The sequence below is a fragment of the Marinobacterium sp. MBR-109 genome (assembly GCF_040547565.1).
Classification (GTDB): Bacteria; Pseudomonadota; Gammaproteobacteria; order Pseudomonadales; family Balneatricaceae; genus Marinobacterium.
Genome location: NZ_JBEPPZ010000001.1, coordinates 365,990 through 387,054 on the forward strand (window position 1 = coordinate 365,990; position 21,065 = coordinate 387,054).

Annotated in this window: 19 protein-coding genes; 6 read left to right on the top strand and 13 right to left on the bottom strand. The window is 57.5% G+C overall.

Going from position 1 to position 21,065, the window contains the following annotated elements:
• Nucleotides 1-191: 191 nt before the first annotated feature.
• The 6 genes from ABIE60_RS01770 to ABIE60_RS01795 all read left to right on the top strand — a co-directional run bounded on the left by ABIE60_RS01770 (nt 192) and on the right by ABIE60_RS01795 (nt 7,738).
• Nucleotides 192-2,114, top strand: coding sequence for a PrkA family serine protein kinase (locus ABIE60_RS01770; RefSeq protein ID WP_354467258.1), 1,923 nt, complete (start codon nt 192-194; stop codon nt 2,112-2,114).
• Nucleotides 2,115-2,189: 75 nt separating this feature from the next.
• Entirely contained in the window at nt 2,190-3,488 is a 1,299-nt protein-coding gene (locus tag ABIE60_RS01775) for a YeaH/YhbH family protein (RefSeq protein ID WP_354467260.1), read from the top strand.
• Nucleotides 3,478-5,004, top strand: coding sequence for a SpoVR family protein (locus ABIE60_RS01780; RefSeq protein ID WP_354467261.1), 1,527 nt, complete (start codon nt 3,478-3,480; stop codon nt 5,002-5,004). Before ABIE60_RS01775 ends, ABIE60_RS01780 begins: the two co-directional genes overlap by 11 nt.
• Before the next feature lie 51 nt (nt 5,005-5,055).
• Nucleotides 5,056-5,427 carry a histidine triad nucleotide-binding protein gene (locus tag ABIE60_RS01785; RefSeq protein ID WP_354467263.1) on the top strand — a complete coding sequence of 124 codons (372 nt, stop codon included), beginning with the start codon at nt 5,056-5,058 and terminating at the stop codon, nt 5,425-5,427.
• Between the two features lie 153 nt (nt 5,428-5,580).
• Nucleotides 5,581-6,552, top strand: a complete 972-nt coding sequence (locus ABIE60_RS01790) for a bifunctional enoyl-CoA hydratase/phosphate acetyltransferase (protein WP_354467265.1) — start codon at nt 5,581-5,583, stop codon at nt 6,550-6,552.
• A 4-nt stretch (nt 6,553-6,556) separates the two neighbouring features.
• The gene (locus ABIE60_RS01795) at nt 6,557-7,738 is read left to right on the top strand and encodes an acetate/propionate family kinase (protein WP_354467267.1); all 1,182 of its coding nucleotides are present in this window, start codon (nt 6,557-6,559) and stop codon (nt 7,736-7,738) included.
• A gap of 15 nt (nt 7,739-7,753) precedes the next feature.
• On the opposite strand, the gene rlmB is transcribed toward ABIE60_RS01795, so the two are convergent.
• The 13 genes from rlmB to lepB all read right to left on the bottom strand — a co-directional run bounded on the left by rlmB (nt 7,754) and on the right by lepB (nt 21,056).
• Nucleotides 7,754-8,506 carry a 23S rRNA (guanosine(2251)-2'-O)-methyltransferase RlmB gene (gene rlmB / locus ABIE60_RS01800; RefSeq protein WP_354467268.1) on the bottom strand — a complete coding sequence of 251 codons (753 nt, stop codon included), beginning with the start codon at nt 8,504-8,506 and terminating at the stop codon, nt 7,754-7,756.
• A gap of 97 nt (nt 8,507-8,603) precedes the next feature.
• Complete coding sequence (adk, locus tag ABIE60_RS01805; RefSeq protein WP_354467270.1) at nt 8,604-9,260, bottom strand: adenylate kinase; 657 nt, start codon at nt 9,258-9,260, stop codon at nt 8,604-8,606.
• Nucleotides 9,261-9,493: 233 nt separating this feature from the next.
• A complete protein-coding gene (gene ppc, locus ABIE60_RS01810) occupies nt 9,494-12,100 on the bottom strand; it encodes a phosphoenolpyruvate carboxylase (RefSeq protein ID WP_354467271.1) in 2,607 nt (868 codons plus the stop codon).
• Nucleotides 12,101-12,198: 98 nt separating this feature from the next.
• Nucleotides 12,199-13,002, bottom strand: coding sequence for a nucleoside triphosphate pyrophosphohydrolase (gene mazG / locus ABIE60_RS01815; protein ID WP_354467273.1), 804 nt, complete (start codon nt 13,000-13,002; stop codon nt 12,199-12,201).
• Nucleotides 12,999-15,272 (bottom strand): GTP diphosphokinase, encoded by a 2,274-nt coding sequence (relA, locus tag ABIE60_RS01820; protein WP_354467274.1) that lies wholly within the window; start codon nt 15,270-15,272, stop codon nt 12,999-13,001. The genes mazG and relA overlap by 4 nt, the downstream gene beginning before the upstream one ends.
• Before the next feature lie 169 nt (nt 15,273-15,441).
• Nucleotides 15,442-16,335 (bottom strand): cysteine synthase CysM, encoded by an 894-nt coding sequence (gene cysM, locus ABIE60_RS01825; RefSeq protein ID WP_354467276.1) that lies wholly within the window; start codon nt 16,333-16,335, stop codon nt 15,442-15,444.
• A gap of 102 nt (nt 16,336-16,437) precedes the next feature.
• Nucleotides 16,438-16,815, bottom strand: a complete 378-nt coding sequence (locus ABIE60_RS01830) for a holo-ACP synthase (protein WP_354467277.1) — start codon at nt 16,813-16,815, stop codon at nt 16,438-16,440.
• The gene (gene pdxJ, locus ABIE60_RS01835; RefSeq protein WP_354467279.1) at nt 16,812-17,585 is read right to left on the bottom strand and encodes a pyridoxine 5'-phosphate synthase; all 774 of its coding nucleotides are present in this window, start codon (nt 17,583-17,585) and stop codon (nt 16,812-16,814) included. The genes ABIE60_RS01830 and pdxJ overlap by 4 nt, the downstream gene beginning before the upstream one ends.
• Entirely contained in the window at nt 17,572-18,270 is a 699-nt protein-coding gene (gene recO / locus ABIE60_RS01840; protein WP_354467281.1) for a DNA repair protein RecO, read from the bottom strand. Before recO ends, pdxJ begins: the two co-directional genes overlap by 14 nt.
• Entirely contained in the window at nt 18,270-19,172 is a 903-nt protein-coding gene (gene era / locus ABIE60_RS01845) for a GTPase Era (RefSeq protein WP_354467282.1), read from the bottom strand. The genes recO and era overlap by 1 nt, the downstream gene beginning before the upstream one ends.
• Nucleotides 19,169-19,855, bottom strand: coding sequence for a ribonuclease III (gene rnc, locus ABIE60_RS01850; protein WP_354467284.1), 687 nt, complete (start codon nt 19,853-19,855; stop codon nt 19,169-19,171). The genes era and rnc overlap by 4 nt, the downstream gene beginning before the upstream one ends.
• Nucleotides 19,852-20,232, bottom strand: a complete 381-nt coding sequence (locus ABIE60_RS01855; protein WP_354467285.1) for a DUF4845 domain-containing protein — start codon at nt 20,230-20,232, stop codon at nt 19,852-19,854. Before ABIE60_RS01855 ends, rnc begins: the two co-directional genes overlap by 4 nt.
• 11 nt (nt 20,233-20,243) lie before the next feature.
• Nucleotides 20,244-21,056 carry a signal peptidase I gene (gene lepB, locus ABIE60_RS01860; RefSeq protein WP_354467286.1) on the bottom strand — a complete coding sequence of 271 codons (813 nt, stop codon included), beginning with the start codon at nt 21,054-21,056 and terminating at the stop codon, nt 20,244-20,246.
• Nucleotides 21,057-21,065: the final 9 nt, after the last annotated feature.

A 21,065-nucleotide genomic window follows, 5' to 3' on the forward strand; every position in this document is an offset into this window, starting at 1 on the left:
GTGGCAATTCAGATGGTCATATCAGACAGGAGGACAGGACCGCTGAATGAGGGTGTGATCCGCTTTTTTAGGTCACACCTCACTTGACTCTCAGTAATCTGAACTACACTGAAATCACTGGAACGCTTCGCCGGTTTGGCCAATAAGCGTTTGAATTTTCAGTGGGTAGCGTAACGTACGGGAAGGTGAGCATGAGTATCTTCGAGCACTACAAGGCACGTTATTCGGCCATTCTGCAGGAAGAAATGAGCCTGCAGGAGTATCTCAACCTGTGTCGGGAAACCCCAAAGGTGTACGCCAATGCTGCCGAGCGCATGCTGGATGCGATCGGTGAACCCGAGGTGATCGATACCGCACTGGATCCTCGCCTGAGTCGCATCTTTTCCAACAAGGTGATCAAGCGCTATCCGGCTTTCAGTGAGTTCTACGGCATGGAAGAAGCGATTGAGAATATCGTGTCCTACTTCCGTCACGCCGCTCAGGGGCTCGAAGAGAAGAAACAGATTCTGTATTTGCTCGGTCCTGTTGGGGGGGGTAAATCCTCGCTGGCGGAGCGTCTCAAACATTTGATGGAACATATCCCCTTCTATGCGATCAAGGGCTCACCGGTATTCGAGTCACCGCTGGGACTGTTCAATCCGGAAGAAGACGCCGAAATACTGGAACAGGAGTACGGCATCGCCCGTCGCTACCTGCGTGGCATCATGTCTCCCTGGGCCGTGAAACGCCTTCACGAGTACGGCGGCGACATCACTCAGTTCCGGGTGGTGAAGCTGCACCCGTCCATTCTGGATCAGGTGGCGATTGCAAAGACCGAGCCAGGTGACGAGAACAACCAGGACATCTCAAGCCTTGTGGGTAAGGTGGACATCCGCAAGCTGGAGGAGTATCCACAGCATGACCCGGATGCCTACAGTTTCTCCGGTGCCCTGTGCCGTGCCAACCAGGGGATAATGGAGTTCGTCGAGATGTTCAAGGCACCGATCAAGGTGCTGCATCCGCTGCTGACCGCCACCCAGGAGGGCAATTACAACAGTACCGAAGGCATGGGGGCCATCCCCTACGACGGCATTCTGCTGGCCCACTCCAACGAATCGGAATGGCAGAGTTTCAAGAACAACAAGACCAATGAGGCCTTCATCGACCGTGTCTACATCGTGAAGGTGCCCTATTGCACCCGGGTGAACGAAGAGATCCACATCTACGAGAAACTGCTGGAAAACAGTTCGCTCAATGCCGCCCCATGCGCACCGGATACCCTTCACATGCTGGCCCAGTTCACTGTCCTGTCACGCCTGAAAGAGCCGGAAAATTCCAGCATCTACTCCAAGATGCGCATCTACAATGGCGAGAATCTCAAGGACACCGACCCGCGCGCCAAATCGATGCAGGAGTACAAGGATTCCGCCGGCGTCAACGAGGGTATGGACGGACTTTCAACCCGTTTCGCCTTCAAGATTCTGTCCAAGGTGTTCAACTTCGACGCTGTCGAAGTGGCGGCCAACCCGGTCCACCTGATGCATGTACTGGAGCGTGAAATCAGTCAGCAGCAGTTCCCGACCGAAACCCAGGAACGCTACATCGGCTTTTTGAAAGAGTATATCGCGCCCAAGTACATCGATTTCCTCGGCAAGGAGATCCAGACCGCCTACCTGGAATCCTACTCCGAGTATGGTCAGAACATTTTCGATCGCTATGTCACCTATGCCGATTTCTGGATTCAGGATCAGGAGTACCGTGACCCTGAAACCGGTGACATTCTCGATCGACAGGCCATCAACGAAGAACTGGAAAAAATTGAAAAGCCGGCGGGCATCAGCAACCCGAAAGACTTCCGCCACGAGATCGTCAACTTTGTACTGCGCGCCCGGGCCAGCAACAACGGCAAGAACCCGGCGTGGAACAGCTACGAGAAGATGCGTTCCGTGATCGAGAAAAAGATGTTTGCCAATACCGAAGATCTGCTGCCGGTGATCTCCTTCAATCCGAAAGCCTCTTCGGACGATCAGAAAAAACATGGCGAGTTTGTGAAACGGATGATCGAACGTGGATACACCGAGAAGCAGGTTCGCCTGCTGTCCGAATGGTACATCCGCGTCCGCAAGTCGCAGTAACCGGGCACCAGGAGCCGTACCCTGATGGAACTGACCCGGCAGTTGCCAGGCAACTGCCGCATGGGAGCCTGAAATATGAGTTACATCATAGACCGCCGTGAGAACGCCAAAAAGAAAAGCACGGTCAACCGTCAGCGTTTTTTGCGCCGATACAAACAGCACATCAAGCGTGCCGTGGAAGAGGCCATTCATGATCGCTCCATCAAGGAGATCGATCAGGGCGGTCAGGTGACCATTCCACGCCGTGATATCTCCGAGCCGATCTTCCACCACGGCGAGGGCGGGCTGCGCCACAAGATATTTCCCGGCAACAAGGAGTTTGTCGAGGGTGACGAGTTCAAGCGCCCCGAGAGCGGTGGCGGCGGTGGCGCCGGTCAGGGAAAGGCCAGCAATCAGGGTGAAGGCGAGGATGACTTTACCTTCACCATCAGCCAGGAAGAGTTCCTCGACTTCATGTTTGAAGATCTTGAGCTGCCCTGGATGGTGCGCAAACAGCTCAAGGATGCAACCTCGTTTGAAACCCGTCGTGCCGGCTTTACCAGCAGTGGCTCACCAGAGAAGCTGCATATTGTGCGCTCGTTGCGGGCCGCACATGCCCGCCGCATCGCGCTGACCGACAAGAACGTACGACGGCAGATTCGCGCCCTGCGCAAGGAACTCTGGGCGCTGGAAGACACCCCGCCTTCGGTTGAAAAAACCGACAAGATAACCGCGCTGAGGGCACAGATAGCCGAGCTGGAAAAAGGCTCGCGCAAGCTGCCGTTTCTGGATGACTTTGACCTGCGCTACACCAATCTCGTGCGAGTGCCCTTGCCTTCCAGCAAGGCGGTCATGTTCTGCATCATGGACGTATCCGGCTCCATGACGCAAAGCGTGAAGGATATAGCCAAACGCTTCTTCATCCTGCTGTACCTGTTCCTGAACCGAAACTACAAGCAGATCGAAGTCGTGTTTGTGCGCCACCATACTCACGCCAAGGAGGTGGATGAGCAGGAATTCTTCTACTCCCGCGAGACCGGCGGTACTATCGTATCCAGCGCATTGGCAATGACCGCCGATATCATCGACAAGCGCTATCCACCTGCCGACTGGAACATCTATATCGCTCAGGCGTCGGACGGCGACAACTGGGATGGTGACTCCACCACTTGCAGCAAGATCCTGATCGACCGCATTCTGCCCAAAACCCAGTATTACGCCTATGTGGAGATCACCACCGGCCCGCACCAGAATCTCTGGCACGAATATGAGCAGGTACGTGAGGCGTTCAAGGAGCAGTTTGCCATGCAGCAGATCACTGAAGCCGGCGAGATCTACCCGGTCTTCCGCCGCCTGTTCGAGAAGCGTACCGAGGGGGCTGTCCATGAGTCGTAAAAAACGCCAGCCAATCTCGACCGGATCCGACTGGACCTTCGAGCTGATAGAGGCCTATGACCGTGAAATCGCTCGGGTCGCGCAGGATTTCGGTCTGGATACCTATCCCAACCAGATCGAGGTCATCACCTCGGAGCAGATGATGGACGCCTACTCCTCTGTCGGCATGCCGCTAAACTATAACCATTGGTCCTTCGGCAAGCAGTTTGTCGAGACCGAGCAGAACTATACCCGTGGCCGCATGGGGCTGGCCTATGAAATCGTGATCAACTCCAACCCCTGCATCGCGTATCTGATGGAGGAAAACACCATCACCATGCAGGCCCTGGTGATCGCTCACGCCTGCTATGGTCACAACTCCTTTTTCAAGGGCAACTACCTGTTCCGAACCTGGACAGATGCCAGCGCCATCATCGACTACCTGCTGTTCGCCAAGAACTACATCCGCCACTGCGAAGAGAAACATGGCGTTGAAGAGGTAGAACAGCTGCTGGACTCCTGCCACGCGTTGATGAACTACGGCGTCAATCGTTACAAGCGGCCTCGACCCCTTACGGCGGCCGAGGAGCGTGAGCGCCAGCAGGACAGGGAAGAATACATACAGCGTCATCTGAACGATCTGTGGAACACCACCGTACCCCGCAAGGCGGACAGTGATGATCGCAAACACCCTCGCTTTCCGGCAGATCCGGAAGAGAACATTCTGTACTTCATCGAGAAAAACGCACCCCTGCTGGAACCCTGGCAGCGGGAGATCGTCCGCATCGTGCGCAAGGTAGCGCAGTACTTCTACCCGCAGAAACAGACTCAGGTGATGAACGAAGGCTGGGCCTGCTTCTGGCACTATACGTTGCTGCATCAGTTGTATGACGAGGGACTGGTCACCGATGGTTTCATGATGGAGTTTCTCCACTCCCATTCCAGCGTGGTCTATCAGCCTCCGTTTGACAGTCCCTACTTCAGCGGCATCAACCCCTATACCCTCGGCTACAACATGATGCAGGACATTCGCCGCATCTGTGAACAACCCACCGATGAAGATCGGGAATGGTTTCCGGATATTGCCGGCAGTGACTGGAAGCAAACGCTGGATCATGCCATGCGTAACTTCAAGGATGAAAGCTTCATTTTGCAGTACCTGTCGCCCCGGCTGATGCGGGAACTGAAGCTGTTTTCGATCATGGATGACAGCAATCGCCCGGTGCTGAAAGTCGATGCCATTCATAATGAGCGTGGCTACCGTCAGCTGCGTGAGTCTCTCTCGGCCCAATACAACCTGGGCAACCGTGAGCCCAACATTCAGGTCTGGAATGTCAACGTACGTGGTGATCGCGCGCTGACTCTGCGCCACTACATGCACAACAGTCAGCCATTGGGCCAGTCCACTGAAGAGGTATTGCGCCATGTGCACCGTCTGTGGGGATTCGATGTACAGCTTGAATCCGTACTGCCGGACGGTACCGTTGCCAAGCAGTATGCCTGCCCGCCACGGGAGCAAAAGGTTGAGGCGATCTGACTGGGGTCGCTATACTGCTTCGACATGCATCAAATGAGTCGAGAGAAGGTTATGGATTGTCTGTTCTGCAAAATTCTGGAAGGTGAAATCCCGGCTGAGCGGGTGTACGAAGATGACCAGGTCATCGCCTTTCGCGACATCAACCCACAGGCACCCTTTCACTGCCTGATTATTCCGCGCAAGCATATCGCAACCCTGAATGACATTGCCGACGGCGACCGCGAGGTAGTGGGGCATATGATTCAGGCCGCCAGCAAAATTGCACAGCAACAGGGCTTTGATCAGGATGGCTACCGCACGGTGTTCAACTGCAACACTCACGGTGGGCAAACAGTCTACCACATCCACCTTCACCTGCTCGGTGGCAAGCCGATGGGTTGGCCTCCGTATCAGGACACCCTGAAAACCCCGGTGAACACCTGAGGCCCGGTGGCCGGGCCACACGCTCGGCTGCCTTCGAATTTTGTCTCGGATCAAATTTGCCGCGAGCCCGACCGCTTTATGTTGCACTGCGTCATAATGGGTTCATTATAGGGTTATACCCTAGCCATCAGCATTCTCAGGAAGGATACCCCCATGTCGATATCAGCTGACGCCCCCAATACCCCGATCTCAACCGAAACGCCACCCATGCACAACCAGCTGGAGTTCTTTATTGAACAGGCGCGCAAGTCCGGTCCGATCCGCACCGCCGTGGTCCATCCGGTCGACCACAACAGTCTGCTGGGCGCCATCGAAGCGGCTGAGCAGGGTTTGATCGAGCCACTGCTGGTCGGCCCGGAACACAAGATTCGTGCCGCAGCCGAAATTGAAGGCATCGATCTGTCACCCTACACAATCATCAGCACCGAACACAGCCACATGGCCGCCGAGTGCGCCTGTACACTGATTCGTGAAGCCAAGGCAGTCGCGCTGATGAAAGGGAGCCTCGGCACCTCTGAACTGCTCAGTGCCGTGATTCATAAAACCAAAGGCATCCGCACCGAGCGGCGTCTGAGCCATGTATTCGTGTTTGATGTGCCCAACTACCACAAGCCACTGGTAATTACCGACGCCGCGATCAATGTGGCCCCGGACCTGATCGCCAAACGGGATATCGTGCAGAACGCGATCGATTTCTGTCAGTCTCTGGGGAATGAATCACCCAAGGTCGCGATTCTGGCTGCGGTTGAAAAGGTAAAGCCGACCATGCAGAGCACCCTCGATGCTGCCGCCCTGTGCAAGATGGCTGACCGAGGCCAGATCACCGGCGGTATCATTGATGGCCCGCTGGCGTTCGATAACGCCATTTCGCTGCAGGCGGCGATCGACAAGCATATCAACTCACCCGTCTCCGGTGACGCCGATATCCTGCTGGCACCCGACCTTGAGGCCGCCAACATGATCGCCAAACAGTTGATCTATCTGGCCGATGCCAAGTCAGCCGGCCTGGCCGTAGGGGCCAAGGTACCGATCATTCTCACCAGCCGCGCCGAAGGCACACTGGGCCGTCTGGCGTCCTGTGCACTGGCTTCGTACATGGTCAAGCATCCACGCATGGGAGCCTAAAAGCATGGATACCATTCTGACCGTTAACGGCGGTTCTTCCAGCCTCAAGTGCGGCCTGTATGCCCTGCGTGCGGACGATTTGCACTGCTTGTTTCACCTGAAAGTGGAAAACCTGCTGGGTGACACCACTCTTTTCAAGGTGCGCGATGAAGACAACCGGGTACTGGACTCACATCAGCTTGAGTGCCAGTCCGTGGCACTGGATGAGCGTCACCAGTTCGCCTTGCGTGAAGTGCTGCAGTGGGTTGAGGCCCATCTGCCGGAGTCACGCCTGATCGCGACCGGACACCGAGTCGTGCATGGCGGCGATCTGTTCAGCAGGCCGATACGGCTGGATGATGCGGCACTGGAGCAATTGCGCAGCTTTATCCCGCTGGCTCCGCTGCATCAGCCCTATAACCTGAAGCTGGTCGAAGCCTGTCGTGCACTGGCACCACAACTGCCCGTTGTCGCCTGTTTTGATACCATGTTCCATGCGGCTCAGCCTCGGCTTGAGCGGCTCTATGCCCTGCCGCGGCACCTGATTGACAAGGGGGTGCACCGCTATGGCTTCCACGGTCTCTCCTACGAATATATCCAGCGCCAGCTCAGCCTTGGCGGAGCGGGCAATCTGAAAACGGTGGCCTGTCACCTGGGCGCCGGTGCCAGCATGTGTGCCATTCGAGATGGCCGCTCCATCGCATCCAGCATGGGCTTCACCGCCGTCGAAGGCCTGCCCATGGGCAGCCGCACCGGCAATCTTGACCCTGGCGTGCTGCTCTATCTGATGCGGGAAGAGAACATGGACGTGGATGCACTGGAAAAGCTGATCTACAAGGAGAGTGGCTGGCTGGGCGTTTCCACCATCAGCTCGGACATGAAGGAGCTGCATCAGGCTAATGATCCACGCGCCGAGGAAGCGATCGACATGTTCTGCTACCGGGTTGCACTGGAAATGGGCCGCTTGGGTGCTGCACTGGAAGGGGTGGAACAGGTGGTATTCTCGGGTGGTGTCGGCGAGAACGATGCGGATGTGCGCGCGCGCGTGCTGGAGCGTTGCCGTTGGCTCGGGATCGAGATTGACAGTGAAGCTAATCAGCGCAACAGCGGTATCATCAGCACGCCGGACTCAAAGGTCACTGTGCGTGTGATGCCGACCAATGAGGAAGCGATGATCGCCACCCATGTGGACGAGTTGCTGCACTGAACCGCACAGCGGAGGCTAGGCCTCCGCTTTTGCTGCCCGCTGACGCACCACTTCAAACAGGCATACTCCGGTCGCCACGGACACATTGAGGCTGCTGACCTCCCCCGCCATCGGAATGTTCACCAGCTGATCGCAATTTTCACGGGTCAGGCGGCGCATGCCCTTGCCCTCCGCGCCCATCACAAGCGCTTGCGGTCCGGTCAGATCAGCCTGATACAAGCTCTGTGTCGCTTCGCCGGCGGTTCCGGTGATCCAGATACCGTGTTGTTGCAATAACTGCAGAGTTCGCGCCAGATTGGTCACCTGAATGTAAGGCATCACTTCGGCGGCACCACAGGCAACCTTGGCGACGGTCGCATTGAGCGGTGCCGACTTGTCCTTGGGGGCAATAACGGCTGTTACGCCTGCAGCATCCGCCGTACGCAGGCAGGCACCCAGATTGTGCGGATCGGTTACGCCGTCCAGTACCAGCAGCAGCGGAGCTGTGTCGGACTGTTCCAGCAGCCGGTCCAGAGCCTTTTCACTCAAGGCGCGCAGCGGTTCACATTCGGCGATAACCCCTTGATGACGACCTCCACCGGCACGCTGATCCAACCCTTCACGCGGCTGTGTGATCACCTTGATGCCGCGTGTACTGGCCAGATCCAGTACCGACTGCAACCGGGCATCTTCGCGGCCCTGCTGGATCAACAGGCAACGAACCCGATCGGAATTGCGCTGTAGAAGAGTGGTGACGGCGTGCAGGCCGAAGATATCCGTTGTGTTCATGCTGCCCCATATGGCTGTATCAGAAAACAGGCGGGTATTATGGGCCAATTGAAAGCAAAAAACCGCCCGCAGGCGGTTTTTCTTGCTGGATTCCTGCTTAGCCTTCGAGACCAGCAAAAACCTTATTGCGGATATCATCTACACTGCCCACACCTTCAACGTAGACGTAACGCGGTGCGTTGGCTTCACCGGATTCATTCCAGCCGCGGTAGTAGTTGATCAACGGAGCTGTCTGGTCATGATAGACCTTTAGGCGCTGACGTACGGTTTCTTCTTTGTCATCTTCACGCTGTACCAGCTCTTCACCGGTAACATCGTCGAACTCTTCCTGTTTCGGCGGGTTGAACACGACATGATAGGTACGACCCGAGGCCGGGTGCACACGGCGACCGCTCATACGCTTGATGATTTCAGCATCGGCCACATCGATCTCGACAACGGCATCAATATCCACACCGGCATCCTTCAACGCATCAGCCTGCGGCAGGGTGCGGGGGAAGCCGTCAAACAGGAAACCATTGGCACAGTCTGCCTCTGTGATACGTTCCTTGACCAGCCCGATGATGATGTCATCGGATACCAGGCCGCCTGCGTCCATCACTTCCTTGGCCTGCTTGCCAAGCGGGGTGCCCGCCTTGACCGCAGCACGCAGCATGTCCCCAGTGGAGATCTGCGGAATGCCGTACTTTTCGGTGATGAACTGGGCCTGGGTGCCTTTGCCGGCGCCCGGTGCTCCAAGCAGAATAATGCGCATCTATTTCGTCTCCTGAACGTTGTTGTAAACTGCAACTCGGGCCACACGCTCACGCCCTGTCGGGACGAGACAACGGCAGCCACTTTATAGTTATCCTGCGGGACAGGCTAAACGCCCCTGCCCTGCGCACACAATTCGACATTAGACCTAGCTGCTGCCCAATTGTTGACAAAAAAGTCGAGGTTACGCCAAAGCCTGAGTCCTGTTCAAGCCCTGACGCCCCTTGGCAGTGATCAGCCGGTGTTGCGCATGCCCGCTGAAATACCGGCCATGGTGACCATCAGCGCCTGCTCCAGACGCTGATCCGGCTGGTTGCGATCACGGAACAACAACTCCGCCTGCAGTACATGCAATGGGTCGATATAGGGGTTACGCACCTCAATCGACTGACGAATCACGCTGTTGCCTTCCAGCAACTGCTGCTCCTGCTTGATCTTCATCACCTGCTCAACAGCCTGCTGCAGGCGAGACCTGAGACTGGAGCCCAGTACCCCCAGCTCCGGCGAGGCCAACCGCTTTTCGTAGTAGGCCGAAATGTTGACATCACTCTTGGCCAGTACCATCTCCAGCATATCGATCCAGGACTGGAAAAACGGCCATTCCACATACATGCTGTGCAGGAGTGGCGCTTTGCCCTCATCCAGCGCCTGCTTCAGTGCTGCGCCCGAACCCAGCCATGCGGGCAGCATCAGGCGAATCTGGGTCCAGGCAAAAATCCAGGGAATGGCCCTGAGACTTTCCACCCCACCATCGACCTTACGCTTGGCCGGCCGTGAGCCCAGCGGCAGCTTGGCCAGCTCCTGCTCCGGTGTAACCGCTCGAAAATAGGGCACGAACTGGGGCTCTTCTCGCACCAGCGAACGGTAAATGGTCATACCGCAAGTGGCCATGCTGTTCATCAGCGTACGCCAGTCAGGCTCAGGCTGCGGCCCCGGACTGAGGGTTGCCTCCAGCACTGCACCGGTGTAGAGCGTCAGGTTGCGTACAGCAATTTCGGGGATGCCGAACTTGAAGCGGATCATTTCGCCCTGTTCCGTCACGCGCAGGCTGCCCGCGACCGAACCCGGTGGCTGTGCCAATATCGCCGTATGGCTGGGGCCACCACCACGACCAACGGTACCGCCACGGCCATGGAACAGAGTCAGACGTACCTGTTCGCTCCGACACAGTTCCGTCAGCGCCTCCTGCGCACGATACTGCCCCCAGGCCGCCGCCAGCTGTCCAGCATCCTTGGAGGAGTCGGAATAGCCGATCATCACTTCCTGATGGCCGTCGATATAGGCGCGATACCAGTCGATCTGCAGCAACGATTCAATGCAGCTGCGGGCGTTATCCAGGTCATCAAGGGTTTCAAACAGCGGCACCACCCGCATGTTGTGTTCCACACCGACCTCCTGCAGCAGCAGGATAACGGACAGTACATCCGATGGCTGGCCCGCCATGGAAATCACGTAGGAGCCAAGACTGTAATCCGGATTGGCGGCGATCACCCGACAGGTACTGATCACCTCCTGCACGCTGGCAGAGGGTGCCCAGCGGTGAGGAATCAGCGGGCGACGCGAATTCAGCTCCTGCAACAGAAAAGCCTGCTTCTGCGCTTCATCCCAGTCGGAATAGCGGCCCAACTGATAGAACTCGGTCAGGGCATCAAACACCTCGGTATGACGCTCGGCATTCTGGCGAATATCCAGCCGCACCAGCGTCAGACCAAAGCAGGCGATACGCCGAATCAGGTCCTCAAGCGCCCCTGCGGCGATGCAGCCCATACCACTGTCATTGAGCGAGCGGTGGCACAGCAGCAAAGGCTCAAGCAGCTCGTCCAGTTCGCTGATCCACAGGTCCGGGTTGCTGGCTCGACCTTTAAGATAGTTCTCAATACCCTGCCGGGTTTCATGCAGCCGACTGCGCAGACGCCCCAGAATTTCACGGTAGGGCTCGGGGTGGTTGTCGGTTTCGTGTCGCAGCTCGGCATTGGCCTGATACATGGACAGCTCACCGCGCAGCAGGTCCACGTCACGCGCATACAGATCGGCGGCCATCCAGCGTGCCAGCAACAGCACTTCAGACGTTACCTCGGCGGTCACATTGGGGTTGCCATCTCGGTCGCCCCCCATCCAGGACGAGAAGCAAACCGGTGAGCAGGTCAGCGGCAGTGAGGTATTCAGTGTTTCCTGCAGACGGCCATCCAACAGACGCAGAAAGCGCGGTACCGCACTCCAGAGCGAATTCTCGATCACCGCAAAGCCCCATTTGGCCTCTTCTACCGGGGTGGGGCGCTGCTGACGAATCTCATTGGTATGCCAGATCTGGCTGATCAACTGATCGAGACGATGCTGTACCGACTCACCACGGTCCCGCTGCTTGAGGGTCTCGGCAATGGCGTCATACTTCTGGATCAGGGTGCGCCGATTGACTTCCGTGGGATGAGCTGTCAACACCAGATCGATGCACATCTCGTTCAGGCAGGCGAGGATTTCATCAGGGCCTCGACCCTCGTTCTGCAGGCGCTTGAGCAGGCTGTCGATCAGCTCTTCATCTTCGTCACCTTCGGTTTCATAGTGACGACGCACCCGATGATGTTCTTCGGCGATATTGGCCAGATTGAGGAACTGGGTGAACGCGCGGGCGATTGGCAAAACTTCATCTTCACTCAGCTCACTGAGAGCCTCGCGCAGTGCGGCTTGTGTCGCATCTTCGGCATGTCGCGCCGATTTGGCCAGCTTGCGGATATACTCAACCTTGTCGAGGAAGTCGTGGCCCAGGTGGGATTCCATTGTTCGGCCCAGGCTCTCACCCAGAATCCGGACATCATCGCGTAACGCTTCGTGCAGGTCGCTCATGCGCTCACCTCCATTGACAGATCATGCCTCGATGCTAACCGATTCCGCCGATCAGCATAACCGCCATTGGTATGATTGCACAGCAACGAACAGGGGTGTCAGAGCCCCTTGAGCTTGGCTTCGTCCCACCAATGGTCAAGCTGATCCAGATTCAACTGCTCCCACGCCTGGCCACTGTCGGCTACGCGTGATTCCACATGGCGGAAGCGGCGCTCAAACTTGGCATTGGTATGACGCACCGCCTGCTCGGGGTCAATTTCAAGGTGCCGTGCCAGATTAACCTGCGCAAACAGCAGGTCACCGATCTCTTCACGGGCATTGTCCAGATCACCCTTCGCCAGCGCTTCGCGCAGCTCGGCAATTTCCTCTTCGATCTTGTCCAGTACACCCCGAGTATCCGGCCAGTCAAAGCCAACCCGAGCGGCGCGGCGCTGCAGTTTGGCGGCACGGCTGAGTGCAGGCAAGCCAACGGGAATGTCATCCAGCACACCGGTGCGGGATTTGGCCGCCCGCTCCTGCTGTTTGATCGCTTCCCAGTTGCTGTTGACCTGTTCCACGGCGATGGCTTCAACACCGGCGGTGCTCAGGCTGCCGGTCGGGAACACATGTGGGTGACGACGAATCAGCTTGGTCACCAGCTGGTCAATGATGCAGTGCAGATCAAACCAGCCCTGCTCGTTCGCCAGACGGGCATAGAACACCACCTGAAACAGCAGATCACCCAGTTCGTCTCGCAGGTGCTCCCAGTCTTCCCGCTCGATGCAGTCGGCCACTTCGTAGGCCTCTTCCAGCGTATGCGGCACAATGCTGGCAAAGGTCTGCTGCAGGTCCCAGGGGCAGCCTGAATCAGGCTCCCGCAGGGCATCCATCAGCCGGATCAGGTCATCAAGGCTGTAGCTCATCGCCCGGCCCCGCTGCGCTCACGGTGCACATCCAGCACGTTGGGCACCTGGTTGATCTTGTCCATCAGCCGGCCCAGCCGCTCAAGCCGCGGAATTTCGACCGTCAGCGTCAGGCGTGCCATGTTGTTCTTGCGATCGGTCAGGGTGTTGGCCGCCAGAATATTGAGCTTCTCGTTGCTCAGCACCAGCATCACATCACGCAGCAGGCCCGGGCGGTCAAATGCCTCGATGATCATGTCCACCGGGTAAGTCTGTTCGTGTTCGTCACCCCAGTCGACGCTGATCACCCGGTCCGGCTCGTGTTCACGCAGGCCCATAAGGTTGAGACAGTCTTCATGGTGAATCGAAATTCCCCGCCCTTGGGTGATGTAACCCATGATCGGGTCACCGGGCACCGGCTTGCAGCACGTCGCCAGGGTGGTCAGCAGGTTGCCAATCCCCTGTATATTGATGCCGCTGCCGCCACTGCGCGGCTCCTTCGCTGACTGACTGGCCGGCAGCGCCAGATCCAGCTGGGATTCCTGCCGATCAGGCTCGACCTGACGCTGGGCTTCATGAATGATTTGTGACAGGCGCAGATCACCGGCGCCCAGGGCTGCACAGAGGTCTTCCGAGGTTTTATAGTTGAGCGCGCGCGCAATATCGTTGAGATCGATCGTGTGCGGATCCAGTGCCAGGCGGCGGAATTCGCGCAGAATAATATCGCGCCCCGCTTCGGCATTCTGTTCCTTGGCCTGAAGCTTGAACCAGTGCGCCACCTTGGCCCGTGCACGGGAGGTGGTCACAAAGCCGTAGTTGCTGTTGAGCCAGTCACGCCGTGGCGCTTCTTCACGGGAGGTCATGATTTCGACCTGGTCACCGGTCTTCAGCGCCTTGTTGAGCGGAATGATGCGGCCGTTGACCTTCGCACCCCGGCAACGGTGCCCGACTTCGGTATGCACACGATAGGCGAAGTCGACCGCCGTAGCACCCTGTGGCAGGTCGATCACATGTCCGTCCGGCGTGAATACATAGACCCGGTCCTGCACCACATCACCGCGCAACATGTCACCGAGGGCTTCGGTATCACCCAGGTCGTCATGCCACTCCAGTACCTGTCTCAACCAGGCGATTTTCTCTTCATAGCCATCACCACGGGCCTGGGTGTCCGTGCCTTTGTATAGGTGGTGAGCACATACGCCCAGCTCCGCCTCTTCATGCATGGCGAAGGTACGGATCTGAACCTCCAGCACCTTGCCTTCCGGACCAAACACGGCGGTATGCAGTGAACGATAACCGTTGGGCTTGGGCGAGGCGATGTAGTCATCAAATTCATGCGGAATATTGCGCCAAAGACCGTGCACAATCCCCAGCACGGTATAGCAGTCACGAATCTCGGGCACCAGAATGCGTACGGCACGTACATCGTAGACCTGGCTGAAGTCGATGTTCTTGCGCTGCATTTTGCGCCAGATACTGTAAATATGCTTGGCGCGGCCCATCACGTCACCGGCAATGCCGGCATCTTCCAGTCGGCTGCGCAGCAGCTCCACCACCTGATTGATAAACAGCTGGCGATCGAGACGCTTTTCGTCCAGCAGACGTGCAATATGCTTGTAGTCGTTGGGTTTCAGGTAGCGGAAGGAGAGGTCTTCAAGTTCCCACTTGATATGGCCGATGCCAAGCCGGTGTGCCAGAGGTGCATAGATATCGAATACTTCGCGCGCCACCAGATAGCGTTTTTTGCGGTCGCCGTCCTTGACGCCACGGATGGCACAGGTGCGCTCGGCAATCTTGATCAGTGCAACACGCACATCATCGATCATTGCCACCAGCATCTTGCGAACATTATCGATCTGAGCGATCTTGGTGCCGAGCACGCCATCATCCGAGCGAGGGTTCTTGCGGCTGCCGATGGCGGCCATTTGCAGTACACCGTTGATCAGGCCCGCGATGGTTTCACCAAACTGCTCCTGCACCCGCTCCAGGCTGAGCTTGCGCTCGCGCACCGCACGGTAAAGGATTGCCGCAATCAGTGTTTCCTGATCCTGCTGCAGCTCCGCCAGAATCTGGGCCATTTCGAGCCCGGTACGAAAGCTGCCAACCGTATTGTGTGACCAGTCATCATCCGATTCGGCAACCGCAGCGCGTGCTTGCTTGGCCAGCAGACACGCCTGACGGATCTGGTCGATATCGCTGACTTCTACCTGCTGCTGCAGACGCAGCAGCCAGAGATCCAGATCAACGGTACCATCTTCTCGTATAGGGTGTTCTTCTCGAACCTTCACCATGGCTGAACGCCACTCCTGTCTTGCCTCCGGCGACCATAACTGAAAGGCGGGCCAGTGCCGGCAACAGCGGCTCCCCCTCAGGATGGAGCCACATTCTATTCCCTAAGACCGCTCAGTGCGAGCGAGTTCCCTGACCGGTCCGCAACGGGCACGACCGATGACGTGAGCGCTAGCCGAACACGCCGGTGGAGAGGTAGCGATCACCTCGGTCACAAATGATGCACACAATGGTCGCGTTACTGACCTCCTCGGCCAGCTGCAGGGCACCTGCAACAGAACCGCCGGAGGACACACCACAGAAAATGCCTTCTCGCCGCGCCAGCGCGCGCATGGTCTCTTCTGCCTGCCGCTGAGAGATATCGATCACCCGGTCCACGCGGCTGCGTTCAAAAATCTTGGGCAGGTAGGCTTCGGGCCAGCGCCTGATACCGGGAATCTGCGATCCCTCCTGCGGCTGCAGGCCAACAATCTGGATATCCGGGTTTTGCTCTTTCAGGTAGCGGGACACGCCCATGATGGTACCGGTCGTGCCCATGGAGCTGACAAAATGGGTGACGGTACCCTGTGTCTGTTGCCAGATCTCAGGGCCGGTGCTGCGGTAATGGGCTTCGGGGTTATCGGCGTTTGAAAACTGATCCAGTACCTTGCCCTCTCCTGCCGCCTGCATCTCCAAGGCCAGATCACGCGCCCGCTCCATCCCCTCGGCCTGAGTCACCTCGATCAGCTCTGCACCATAGGCGCTCATCGCCGCCTTGCGTTCGGAACTCATATTGGCGGGCATGATCAGTTTGAGCTGATAGCCCTTGATCGCGGCGGCCATTGCCAGGGCGATACCGGTGTTGCCGGAAGTCGCTTCAATCAGGCAATCACCCGGCTGGATATCACCACGCTTCTCGGCCAGTTCAATCATGCTCAGTGCCGGGCGATCCTTGACCGAGCCTGCCGGGTTGTTGCCTTCCAGCTTGCACAACAGGGTGTTGCCATTGGCTACCGGAATACGCTGCAGACGGACCAGCGGCGTGTGACCGACGTAATCGGCAATTGTTGGATAATCAATGGCCATGAGTGCTCCTGAGCAGTACTTCAATATGGATATAACAGCCGGCTTACTTATTCCCGACTAATATTGTCGGGATAATATCAGGCCGTATGGGCAACGGCAATCTCAGCCGGCTTCAGCTACCACAAAGGCCACCACCAGTGCCTGTTCATCACTATAGGACAGATGCCAGCGGCTGATACCCTGCTGCCGGGCCTGCGCTTCGGCCGCTCCCGCCAATCGCAACAGAGGGCGGCCCAGCGCGTCATGCTGAACAGAAAAGTGTTGCCAGCTGATGCCGCGCCCTATTCCGGTTCCCAGTGCCTTTACGGCCGCTTCCTTGGCTGCAAAACGTTTGGCCAGAAACACCTCCGGACGCGCACTCTTATTGAATGCATCCAGCTCCTCGGGCGTGAGAATCCGCAGCGGCAGACGTGGCGTTCTGGCCAGCGCCTGCCGGATGCGATCAATCTCGACGATGTCGGTGCCGATCCCGTAAATCATGAGCGCAGGGCATCACGCCTTGATTGAACCCGTTGTTGCACCTCCATCATGCGCTGGCGCATCTCGGCCACGGCTGGCTTCAGCCCCACCATCAACGCCCGGGCGATGATGCCGTGCCCGATATTGAGTTCATTCAGCTCCGGGATTTCAGCCACCGGCTCCACGTTGTGATAATGCAGCCCGTGCCCTGCATTGATCACCAGCCCCTGCTGCCAGGCATGACGTGCAGCGGTTTTCAGGCGCTCCAGTTCTTCACTGCGCTCAACGATGGTTTCCGCATCGGCATAGTTGCCGGTGTGCAGTTCAATGACCGGCGCACCGCAACGTACGGCGGCATCAATCTGCGCCGGATCAGGATCGATAAACAGAGAGACTTCGCAGCCTGCATCGGCCAGACGCATGCACGCCGCACGGATCTGGGATTCCTGCCCGAGCACATCCAGCCCACCCTCGGTCGTCAACTCTTCACGCTTTTCAGGCACCAGACAGACATGGGCCGGACGTACCGCTTCGGCAAGCTGCATCATCTCTTCGGTCAAGGCCATTTCCAGGTTCATACGGGTTTGCAGGGTCTGCGCCAGCAGGTGGATATCACGGTCCTGAATATGGCGCCGATCTTCACGCAGGTGCACGGTAATGCCGTCAGCTCCGGCCTCCTCCGCCAGTGCCGCCGCCTGCACCGGATCAGGATAACGGGTACCACGCGCCTGACGCAGCGTGGCAATGTGATCAATATTGATGCCCAGCAACAGGCGATCAGGCTCGGTCATCTTGTACTCCCTTGCGCTTGAGAAACAGCTCGCGACTGCGCAGAGGCCTGTCTCCCAATAGTGGTGTAAGTCGGTTCCGCATCAGGCGCTTGGCACTGCGCCGGACGGCGGGATCATCATAATGGTCTTCGGCAATGGCCTGCAGGTGTTCGGCCGGATAGGCATCCACTCGATTACAGACGATCAGCCCCCGCTCCGGGTCCAGACGATAGCTCAACCCCGGCTGAAGTGAACGAGTGTCCAGCGCAAACCCCAGCTGCTCAAGCAGTTGGCGTTCAAAGGTGCGCAATGCGCCTTCAAGGTCCTGCCCCAGCCGCAACTCATTGAGTGCATAACGGAAGTAGACGAACAGCCGGGGGTGAGAGTCAAACGGGCGCAACAGGCGCTGCAGCAGCTCATTCAGATACAGTCCGCACAGCAGCGCCTTACCCTGCAGCATCAGCAGGGATTCGACCGGTTCAGCCATGCGCAGGGTTTTGAGATCAGTACGCCCCTGCCAGCCAACCTGAAGCGACTGGAACGGCTGTAGCGTGGAGCGCAGGCGAGAGCCCGGTTTGCGGGCACCTCGGGCAACCACGCTGACCTTGCCATGCTCCAGCGTCAGCAGATCAACCAGCAGGCTGGTTTCACGATAGGGCCGGCTGTGCAGAACATAGGCGGCCGCCGCATCGACCCGCTGGCTCATCACTCATGCCTGTAACCGAGGCTCTGCAGTGCCCGTTCATTATCGGACCAGCCCCGCTTAACCTTGACCCAGAGATTGAGCATGACCTTGGTATCAAACATTTTTTCCATATCCATGCGGGCATCACGACCGATGGTCTTGATCACCGCACCGCTGTCACCGATCACGATCCGCTTCTGGCCTTCACGCTCAACCAGAATCAGCGCACTGATATGCAGTACACGACCATCATGCTTGAACTCTTCAATCTCGACCGTGGTGCCATAGGGCACTTCTTCACCCAGATTGCGCATCAGCTTCTCACGCACCAGCTCAGCGGCTACAAAGCGGGAGCTGCGATCCGTTATCTGGTCTTCCGGAAACAGGTGCACGCCCTCGGGAATCCGCGATTCAACTTCATGCTCAAGGCGTTCGACATTGTGCCCCTTCTCAGCCGAGATCGGGATAATCACGTCAAAGTGGCGCTTGGCCGAAAGCTCTTCAAGCTGCGGCAGCAGGGCTTCCTTGTCTTTCAGCTGGTCCACCTTGTTGACCGCCAGAATCACCGGGCAGTGCAGGTGCTCCAGCTTGTCGAGGACCAGCTGATCCTCTTCGGTCCAGGCCGTACGGTCAATCATGAACACAACCAGATCCACATGGCGCAAGGCCTCGGACGCAGTACGGTTCATGAAGCGGTTAAGCGCTTTGCCCTTGTCATCCTTGTGCAGCCCGGGTGTATCCACGTACACCACCTGCAGATCGTCCTCGGTCTTGATACCCAGAATCTGGTGCCGGGTTGTCTGCGGCTTACGCGAGGTAATGCTCAGTTTTTGCCCCAGAATGCGGTTCAGCAGGGTCGATTTTCCTACATTGGGGCGGCCCACGATGGCCACATAACCACAACGCTGTGTTGACTCACTCATGCGCTAGCCTCCTGATCCAGTTGCGCCAGTGCGGCGCGGGCCGCTTCCTGTTCTGCCTGACGGCGACTGCTGCCATGCCCTTCTGTGGGCACATCCAGCAATGATATTTCGCAACGGATATGAAAGGTCTGATCATGGGGCTCCCCTTCCACCGATACCAGCTCGTACTGAGGCAGTTGCGAGCGACGTGACTGCAAAAACTCCTGCAGCCGGGTCTTGGCATCCTTGAGGGTAATATTCAGATCCAGCTGCTCCAGGTGCGGCCCAAACCAGTGCAGAATAAACGCTCTGGCGGCCTCCACTCCCTGATCAAGATAAACGGCACCGATGATGGCCTCGACGCTGTCGGCCAGTATGGAGTCGCGCCGAAAGCCGCCGCTTTTCAGCTCACCGGAGCCCAGGCGCAGATAATCACCGACCGCCATTTCACGTGCGATAAGGGCCAGCGTTTCCCCCTTGACCACACGGGAGCGCAGACGACTCATCTGACCTTCACGGGCATCAGGAAAGCGCGAATAGAGATCATCGGCGATGACGAAACTCAGAATCGCATCGCCGAGAAACTCCAGCCGTTCATTATTGCGTTTACCACAGCTGCGATGGGTCAGTGCCAGTTCAAACAGCTCGGGGTCTTCACAGGGGTTGCCCAGTTTACGGGCCAGTTCAGCAGCAGGTTTAATCAAGGTTTAACAGCTTCGTAGTGTTCTTCAAACTTAACCAGTGCATCAACGTTGTAGAACATTGGTACACGGACCTCATAGACCAGATCAAAATAGAGCACACCCTCTTCCAGTCGTACCTGCAGGGAATCCTTTTCCGGCAGTGATACCTGGTTGATCAGGAATTTCTTGTCAAAATCGCGACGAATTTCGCGCACCGACTTGGACAGTTCATCCGGGTCCTCACTGACCTTGGAAACAATCGAGTTGATCGTGGCATGGTCCCAGTAGGGGCCGAACAGCTTGAACCCCACTGCAAAGAAAATACCCGCCACAATCAACCCGACCAGAGTCGAGGTAAATGAGGCCCCGCGCTGAAAGTGTGTAGCTCCGTTGTTCATCTTTCCATCCTCTAGTTAATGCGACGAACATCACTGAAATCGGGCAGACTGAAAAAACTGTCCCAATGCATCCATACAGCGGTTGCTTTTCCAACCAGCAGTTCCTCGGGCACAAAGCCCCAGTAGCGACTGTCCTTGCTGTTATCCCGGTTGTCGCCCAGAACAAAGTAATGCCCTTCCGGCACCACCCACTGACCGTTCATGACCGGCCGATAGATATCCTGGTAAATACGGTGCGGCTCGCCTGCCAGCGTTTCACTCAGCAACAGCTGCTCCGGGTTGGCGGGCGGCAGACGTGCGATCAGGCTTTGTGGCTGCGCCTCATCATTAATGAACAGCGTCTTGCCCTGATAGGTGATCACATCACCCGGCACACCGACTACTCGTTTAATGTAGTTGATACTGGTGTCTTCCGGGTAGCGGAACACGATCACATCGCCATGCTGCGGATCATTATTGCTGACAAACCGCGTATTCAGTACAGGCAGGCGCAGGCCATAATGAAACTTGTTCACCAGAATGAAGTCGCCGATCTTCAATGTTGGCAGCATGGAACCTGAAGGAATCTGAAACGGCTCAAACAGGAACGAACGCAACACCAGCACCACCAGCAATACCGGGAACATGGAGCGAGAGGTGTCGGCCCAGCCAGGCTGACGCAACAGGCTGATCTGCTGTGCCTCCGGCAGTGGCGCACCGGCACTCTGTTCAGCCTGTGCCAGTGCCGCCCGTCGCCGGGGCGCAAACATCAATGTGTCGATCAGCCACAGAATACCGGTCAACAGTGTGACCAGTACCAGTATCAGTGAGAAGTCCAGATTCATATCCCTGCC

What these genes read in the sequence shown, in the direction of transcription:
- ABIE60_RS01770 (WP_354467258.1), top strand. Translation starts at nt 192, where the DNA reads ATGAGTATCTTCGAGCACTACAAGGCACGTTATTCGGCCATTCTGCAG.
- ABIE60_RS01775 (WP_354467260.1), top strand. Translation starts at nt 2,190, where the DNA reads ATGAGTTACATCATAGACCGCCGTGAGAACGCCAAAAAGAAAAGCACG.
- ABIE60_RS01780 (WP_354467261.1), top strand. Translation starts at nt 3,478, where the DNA reads ATGAGTCGTAAAAAACGCCAGCCAATCTCGACCGGATCCGACTGGACC.
- ABIE60_RS01785 (WP_354467263.1), top strand. Translation starts at nt 5,056, where the DNA reads ATGGATTGTCTGTTCTGCAAAATTCTGGAAGGTGAAATCCCGGCTGAG.
- ABIE60_RS01790 (WP_354467265.1), top strand. Translation starts at nt 5,581, where the DNA reads ATGTCGATATCAGCTGACGCCCCCAATACCCCGATCTCAACCGAAACG.
- ABIE60_RS01795 (WP_354467267.1), top strand. Translation starts at nt 6,557, where the DNA reads ATGGATACCATTCTGACCGTTAACGGCGGTTCTTCCAGCCTCAAGTGC.
- rlmB (WP_354467268.1), bottom strand. Translation starts at nt 8,506, where the DNA reads ATGAACACAACGGATATCTTCGGCCTGCACGCCGTCACCACTCTTCTA.
- adk (WP_354467270.1), bottom strand. Translation starts at nt 9,260, where the DNA reads ATGCGCATTATTCTGCTTGGAGCACCGGGCGCCGGCAAAGGCACCCAG.
- ppc (WP_354467271.1), bottom strand. Translation starts at nt 12,100, where the DNA reads ATGAGCGACCTGCACGAAGCGTTACGCGATGATGTCCGGATTCTGGGT.
- mazG (WP_354467273.1), bottom strand. Translation starts at nt 13,002, where the DNA reads ATGAGCTACAGCCTTGATGACCTGATCCGGCTGATGGATGCCCTGCGG.
- relA (WP_354467274.1), bottom strand. Translation starts at nt 15,272, where the DNA reads ATGGTGAAGGTTCGAGAAGAACACCCTATACGAGAAGATGGTACCGTT.
- cysM (WP_354467276.1), bottom strand. Translation starts at nt 16,335, where the DNA reads ATGGCCATTGATTATCCAACAATTGCCGATTACGTCGGTCACACGCCG.
- ABIE60_RS01830 (WP_354467277.1), bottom strand. Translation starts at nt 16,815, where the DNA reads ATGATTTACGGGATCGGCACCGACATCGTCGAGATTGATCGCATCCGG.
- pdxJ (WP_354467279.1), bottom strand. Translation starts at nt 17,585, where the DNA reads ATGACCGAGCCTGATCGCCTGTTGCTGGGCATCAATATTGATCACATT.
- recO (WP_354467281.1), bottom strand. Translation starts at nt 18,270, where the DNA reads ATGAGCCAGCGGGTCGATGCGGCGGCCGCCTATGTTCTGCACAGCCGG.
- era (WP_354467282.1), bottom strand. Translation starts at nt 19,172, where the DNA reads ATGAGTGAGTCAACACAGCGTTGTGGTTATGTGGCCATCGTGGGCCGC.
- ABIE60_RS01855 (WP_354467285.1), bottom strand. Translation starts at nt 20,232, where the DNA reads ATGAACAACGGAGCTACACACTTTCAGCGCGGGGCCTCATTTACCTCG.
- lepB (WP_354467286.1), bottom strand. Translation starts at nt 21,056, where the DNA reads ATGAATCTGGACTTCTCACTGATACTGGTACTGGTCACACTGTTGACC.